This window comes from Azovibrio restrictus DSM 23866 (genome assembly GCF_000429665.1).
GTDB lineage: Bacteria > Pseudomonadota > Gammaproteobacteria > Burkholderiales > Rhodocyclaceae > Azovibrio > Azovibrio restrictus.
The window spans coordinates 1-7,101 of the sequence record NZ_AUCH01000032.1 but is presented as its reverse complement, the minus strand read 5'-3'; the positions used below and the strand labels follow the sequence as shown (position 1 = coordinate 7,101).

2 protein-coding genes are annotated in these 7,101 nt (G+C 62.5%); one reads left to right on the top strand and one right to left on the bottom strand.

Annotated features, from left to right (window positions below; translation table 11 throughout):
* Positions 1 to 152: 152 nt before the first annotated feature.
* Positions 153 to 803 (bottom strand): helix-turn-helix transcriptional regulator, encoded by a 651-nt coding sequence (locus G474_RS0117535; RefSeq protein WP_169729543.1) that lies wholly within the window; start codon positions 801 to 803, stop codon positions 153 to 155.
* A gap of 292 nt (positions 804 to 1,095) precedes the next feature.
* Between G474_RS0117535 and G474_RS24515 the strand changes: the two genes are divergently transcribed.
* A partial coding sequence (locus G474_RS24515) for a DUF4347 domain-containing protein (RefSeq protein WP_026688096.1) occupies positions 1,096 to 7,101 on the top strand: 6,006 nt, incomplete at its 3' end.

Sequence of the window (7,101 nt, the reverse complement as noted above, 5' to 3'; positions counted from 1 at the left end):
CTTCCTTCTCCGATATCTCCGTCACCCTCGCCGGACTACACAACAATCCAGATGCCATGAATATCATCATGGCCTAACCCCCCCTCTCACACCCCTCCCGCCTGGCCGGCGGGGGGGTGGGGTGGTATTCAAAACCAAGGAGGCCATGCAGACTACGGCCGAATGAGCCCGACCAGAATTGCACGGGCGATCATTTGCGCCCGGTTCTGGGCCCCCAGCTTCCGCTTTGCATTGCCCAGGTGCAGCAATACCGTACGGTCCGCGATCCTGAGCGCATCGGCAATCTGCAGATCACGCAGCCCCCGGGCGGCCAGCTCCAGACACTGACGCTCACGGCGGGACAGGACTGGCGGTTCCCGGTCAGTCGGGGCCAGAATCGACTCCAGGGCGCTGTGCATGAATCCCGCCGTGGTAAATAACCAGGGCATGGCCCACATGCCATCGGCGCCCGGCTCTCCTCCCTCCCCCCGGGCGACTCCCAGGCTGGCCAAACCGGGGACGCAAGGTGCTTCCACGCCAACGGCAACCCCGTAGGAGCGCGCCTCTTCGTAAAAATTGCGCTCTGCTTCGGTCTTGAACAGGGCCTCGGACCACAGGATGGGATGACTACGGCTTGGACCATCCCTGACGATCGGATCCACAAGGTCAAACCGCTGCTCGGCGTATCGACTCAGCCAGGCGCCAGGATAGGTCCCCAGCAGGTATAACCCCCCGCCTTGCTCAGACGGTACGGGCAGACGGCGGCCGTACATGAAAAAATCGAATCCCAGAGACTGGGTCAGCGCCTGGACCTGGTCCCGCAAGGTAGCCTCCGACCCGGCCTGCAACAGGTCCCACCAACGGGAAAGGGCAAAAGGGGGAACAGTCATTAGGCACCCAGGGCAAATGGCATTCGCGCCATCTTAATGGAAAGGGAAGCTCCCTCCTGCCGATTTCTCGCATGCGGGAGCGGCAAAACATGCGGGTTCCTACATCTAGCTCCATGCACCCAAGAAAAAGACAATGCATAGGAAAATCGGGCACAACAAGAACCAAGCCCCCGCCACCTGTTACTTAGCACAAAATCCCGAAATCCCACTCCGGAGGAAAACCATCATGACCCAATCCAGCAGCTTTCAGGCCAGTACGGATGAACCCCGCAAGGAAGTCGTTTTCATCGACACTGGCGTCAGCAACTGGCAAACGCTGGTCCAGGGGATTCGCCCGGACATGGAGGTAATGCTGATTGACAGCGGGGAAGATGGCCTGACCCAGCTTGCAGCCTGGACAGCAAGTCATTCCGGCTATGACGCCATCCATATCATCTCGCACGGTATGGAAGGAAGCCTGCAGTTAGGGGGGAACAGCCTCACCCAGGCCAGCCTTGCCGATCCTGGCGTACAAGCCCGTCTTGCCACACTCGGCAACGCCTTGCAGCCTGACGGAGACATCCTGCTGTACGGGTGCTCGGTTGCCGCAGGAGAGGCCGGCCGCGCATTCGTGGCTGACCTCGCCCTCCTCACCGGGGTAGATGTAGCCGCCTCAGATGACATGACCTGGGCCCAGGACTGGGCTCTGGAAAATCACAACGGCACGATCGAAACACCTAGCCTGGACTTCCAGGAATACGGCGAGACGCTGGCGCAATCCACGCTGAGTAGCGGCACTTACGGCTTTGACGGCTACACGTCCGCAACCACATATGGCACAGGAACCACCTCTGCCACCTGGACCCCAGGCAGCGGCACCTCTGCCTATAACTTCGAGTTCGCCGCAGCAGGAACGGGCGGTACAGCAACCAACATCCGGATTCAGGCGAATGTCAGCGACAATTATCTGCAGTTCCAGCAGGCATCCGGCACCCTGGATTCAGCCACGCTCCGCAGTGCTGACGGCGGCGAGTTCCAGCTGACATCGCTCCAGTGGCGCAATATCACCGGCACCAGCACAACCACCGTCACGTTCACTGGCTATCGGGATGGCGTATCGGTGGGCTCAACGACCGCCACCTACAACAACGACAATGCGTTCATCGACAAGAACTTCGGCACCCTGTTCGAGAACGTGGACAGCGTCATCATTACCGGGGTACACGCAAACGGCATCCGGGTCGACAACATCGTGGTCGCCCCTGCTGTCCTGCCCGGCCCCACCCTGAGTTCGGCCTCCTACGATGCCAGCACCAATCTCCTGACCATCACCGGCACGGACATGATGGCAGGGGACAGCATCGACGAGACCAAACTGACGCTCACCGGGCAAGGGAACAGCAGCTACACGCTCACGGAACAAGGCAGCATTGTCGCCAGCAGCGCCACGACCATCTCCATTACCCTGAACAGCAGCGATGCCCAGGCGGTGGAGGCCCTGCTCAACAACAATGGCACGACAGCGCTAGGAGGAACGACCTACAACATTGCCGGGGCAACAGGATGGAATGCAAGCCAGGCAAGTGCAGCAGACAGCAGTGGCAATGGCATCACCGTCAGCAATGCCAATCCAAATGCAACACTGACCTTTGAAGCCGGCACGGGCAACCTGTCCAGTGACATGTCCAACAGCATGACATTCACTCACACGGCCACATCCAGCACATTCACGATGACGACCAAAACCCTTGCCGACGCGGATGGGATAGTCCGCTACGGCAGTGCATATGGCGCTGCCGACGGCCGCCACGGAAGCCAATCGATTTATGTGGAACATAGTGACAAGGCGAAATCCTTCACTTTCGCCATTGAGGCCGGCAAGACTTTCGATCTGTTGTCCTTTTACCTGAGTAATCAGAACGGCAATGGCGACGAGACCTTCACCATCACCACCAGCAAGGGAGGCTCCAGCCCCGGCACCTCGGGTAGTTCCGGCACGATAGACACCGACCAGATCACCCTGCCTGCAACAGCGGACTTCCAGGGCATCACCTGGTTCACGATCACCGCCCCGGCCGGGGGGGCCTACATGGAAATCGACGATATCCAGCTCGGCAATATCGTGGCTTCAGCCCCGGCCATCGCCAACGTCACCGCAACAAACGACAACGGCAGCTACAAGGCCGGCGATACCATCACCATCCAGATCGCATTCTCCGAAGCAGTGACAGTAGACACCAGCGGCGGGACCCCCTACCTGGTGCTGGAAACAGGGGCAACCGACCGTAACGCCACCTACACCAGCGGCTCAGGTAGCTCCACCCTGACCTTCAGCTATACGGTCCAGGCTGGTGATACCAGTGCCGATCTCGATTATTCCGGCACCAACGCCCTCACCCTCAACGGTGGCTCCATCAATGCCACCAGTGGCGGCTCAGCCGCCATCCTCACCCTGGCCAGCCCGGGTAGCGCTGGCTCCCTGGGTGCCAACAAAACCATCGCCATCGACACCACGGCCCCGACCACGACCATCGCCTCGATCTCCTTCTCCGCCGATACCGGCGCCTCCACCAGCGACTTCATCACCAAGACTGCGGCCCAGACCGTGAGCGGTACGCTCTCGGCCAACTTGGCGGCTGGCGAGACCGTCCAGGTTTCCCTCGACAACGGCAGTACCTGGACTGCCGCCACAGCCACGGTGGGCCAGAGCACCTGGTCCCTCTCCGGCCAGACCCTGACGGGCAGCAACACCCTCAAGATCAAGGTCACCGATACCGCCGGCAACGATGGCACCCTATATAGCCAGACCTACGTCCTCGACACCGCGGCCCCGACCACGACCATCGCCTCGGCGGCCTTCTCCGCCGATACTGGCTCGTCCACCAGCGACTTCATCACTAACACCGCCAGCCAGATCGTGAGCGGCACCCTCTCGGCCAATCTGGCGGCAGGCGAGACCGTTCAGGTTTCCCTCGACAACGGCAGTACCTGGACTACCGCCACAGCCACAGTGGGTCAGAGCACCTGGTCCCTCTCCGGCCAGACGCTGAGCGCCAGCAACACCCTCAAGGTCAAGGTCACCGATACCGCCGGCAACGATGGCACCGTCTTTAGCCAGGCCTATGTCCTGGATACCACCGCCCCGACCACGACCATCGCCTCGGCCTCCTTTTCCGCCGATACCGGTGCCTCCACCAGCGACTTCATCACCAAGACTGCGGCCCAGACCGTAAGCGGCACCCTTTCGGCCAATCTGGCGGCTGGCGAGACCGTTCAGGTTTCCCTCGACAACGGCGCCACCTGGACGGCCGCCACAGCCACGGTGGGCCAGAGTACCTGGTCCCTCTCCAGCCAGACCCTGACGGGCAGCAACACCCTCAAGGTCAAGGTCACCGATACCGCCGGCAACGATGGCACCCTATATAGCCAGGCCTACGTCCTCGACACCACCGCTCCCACGGCCCCGGCCGCTCCCGACCTGGATGCCGGCTCCGACAGCGGCAGCTCCGGCAGTGACGATCTCACCCACGACACCACGCCCACCCTCACCGGCACCGCCGAGGCCGGCAGCACCGTCACCCTTTACGACACCGACGGCACCACGGTGCTCGGTAGCGCAACGGCAACGGGCGGAAACTGGAGCATCACCAGCAGCAACCTCTCCAGCGGCAGCCACACCCTGACGGTCAAGGCCACCGATGCCGCCGGCAATACCTCCAGCGCTTCTTCCGGCCTGAGCATCGACATCGACACCACCGCCCCCAGCTGGACCTCCTCCAGCACCCCCAACGTGGCCTCCGCCAGCGCCACCAGCAACGCGGACCTCCTGACCCTGGCCGCCACGGACAGCCAGGCCGTAACCTATGCCTTCGCCATCGGCAATGGCACGAACGATGCCGACAACGGCAGTTTCAGCATCACCGGAAACACCTTGAAAGTCGGCGGCGCCGCCCTCAGCGCCGGTGACTACCACATCTACCTGAAGGCCACCGACGCTGCCGGCAACATCTCCTATCAGGCCACGACGGTGACGGTCGCCGCCAATGCCGCCCCCGTTCTGGACTTGAACGGGGCCGGGGCCGGCACCGGCAACACCCTCACCCTGGCCGCCGCCAGCAACGGCCTGGCCGCCGCCACCGCCCTGGTCAGCGACACCGAGCTGGGTGCCTTGAACAGCGGCAATGGCAACTGGGATGGCGCCAGCCTGTCCGTACAGCGGGTTTCCTCCGGCACAGCCGATCCCTGTGCCAACGACCAGTTCAGCTTCACCGCAGGGGCCTCATTCACGGCCGCCGCCGGCAATCTTTCCGACGGAGCCACCGTCTTTGCCACCTACACCAATGTCGGGGGCCACCTGGCGATCAGCTTCAACGCCAATGCCACCAGCGCCCTGGTCCAGGAGGTGGTGCAGCACATCGGCTACAGCAACAGCACCCCCTACGGGGACGCCACCCTCCGCATGGCCCTCTCCGACGGCACCACCACAACCCAGTCCGACGTGACAGTCACGAGCAGCATCATCCATGTGGACCAGACTGCCCTGGATGCCGACGGGGATGCGGCCGATGGTTTCAACCTTCAGGAAGCCCTGGCCGTGGCCAAGGATGGGGACACCATCCTGATTCACGACGGCACCTACCGGGGCCAGTTCGATGTCAGCAAGAACGTCACCATCGATGCCCTGAACGGGGCGGCAGGCCATGTGACGCTGGAAGCGCCGGATTCGGGCGACCTGCAGCAGGTCCTGCCGGACATGCTCACCAACAACGGGCGCTGGCGCATGCCCGTGGTGAACGTGGACGTGGACGACCCGAGCACCGGCACCGTCACCCTCAAGAACCTGACCATAGACGGCCGGGACCAGGGGCTTGCCGATGGCTTCGCCAACAACAAGGACCTGCTGGGCATCGGCATCGTCAATTCCAATGCCCTGATCGACAACGTGAGCCTCAGCAATTTCCGCTGCAGCGACAGCGGCGAATGGGGCTGGGGGGAGAACTTCCCCATCATGGCCGAGGCGGATGCCAGCCTCGGCAGCAAGGTCTACGTCACCATCCAGAACTCGGACATCTCCAACTTCCAGAAGACCGGCATCATCGGCTGGGGCCCCATGCTGGACATCACGGTAGACAACACCACCATCACCGGTTCCGGAACAGCAGGAGTTTCCGGGCAGAATGGCATCCAGATCGGTTCTGGCGGCCTGCGCACTGGCACCACCGCCACCATCACCGACAACACCATCACCAATTTCGGCTTTCTCAGTAGCGACTACCGGGCCAGTGGCGTGCTGCTGGTGTATGCGGACGACACCACCATCACCGGCAACACCTTTACGGGGGCTAGCGGCGGCGCGGGGGGATTCGTCGGGGTGGGCATCAACGATGTGCTGAACACCGGCACCGTGCTCAACATTTCCGGCAACACCCTTGTGGATGCCGATTTCGGGGTCCTGAACGAGGCCGTGATCCAGTCGGTCCTGAACATCGGCAGCAATGACTTCAGCGGCGCCACCGTGGCGGTCCATGATAGCTACCTGATCACGGACCCCGCAAACGAAACGCCCTTCGACAACGCCACCACCCTCAGCCTGCACAGCACCGCGGCGCCGACTTCTGGCGCCCTGGCCTACTACCTTTACGATGGGGCGGACTCCTTCACCGATACGGGGACGGTGGATTCCATCGTGTACGGGGGCGGCGGCAACGACACCCTCTCCAGCGGCAGCGGCGACGATGTGCTGGCTGGCGGCCTGGGAAATGACACCCTCACTGGCGGAGCGGGGGATGATGTCTTCCTGTACCAGGCAGCGGAGAAGGATGCTGCTGACAACCTCGTGATTTACAACATCACCGACTTTGGCACGGACGGCATTACCGACTTTGGCAGCGGCGACGTGATTCGGGTCAGCGGCAGCAACTTCACCGGCGGGACCGTCACTACCGGCGACGGCACCACGGTCGCCGCCCATTCGATACAGATCCAGCAATCCGGGGGCAACACCACCCTCTACATCGACACGGACGGCGTGGCAGATGCGGCCGAACTGCAGATTCAGCTGACGGGCAGCTACTCAACGGGCAATTTCCAGCTGAGCGGCACGGATATCCGCTATACCTCACCGAACAGTGCCCCGACCCTTGGCAACATTCCCGGCACCACCCAGAGCATCCCGGTCGGCCAGTCCGTCTCCCTGCCCGACTTCACCGTCGCCGATACCAACGGCGATTCCCTCACCCTTACCCTCACCTCT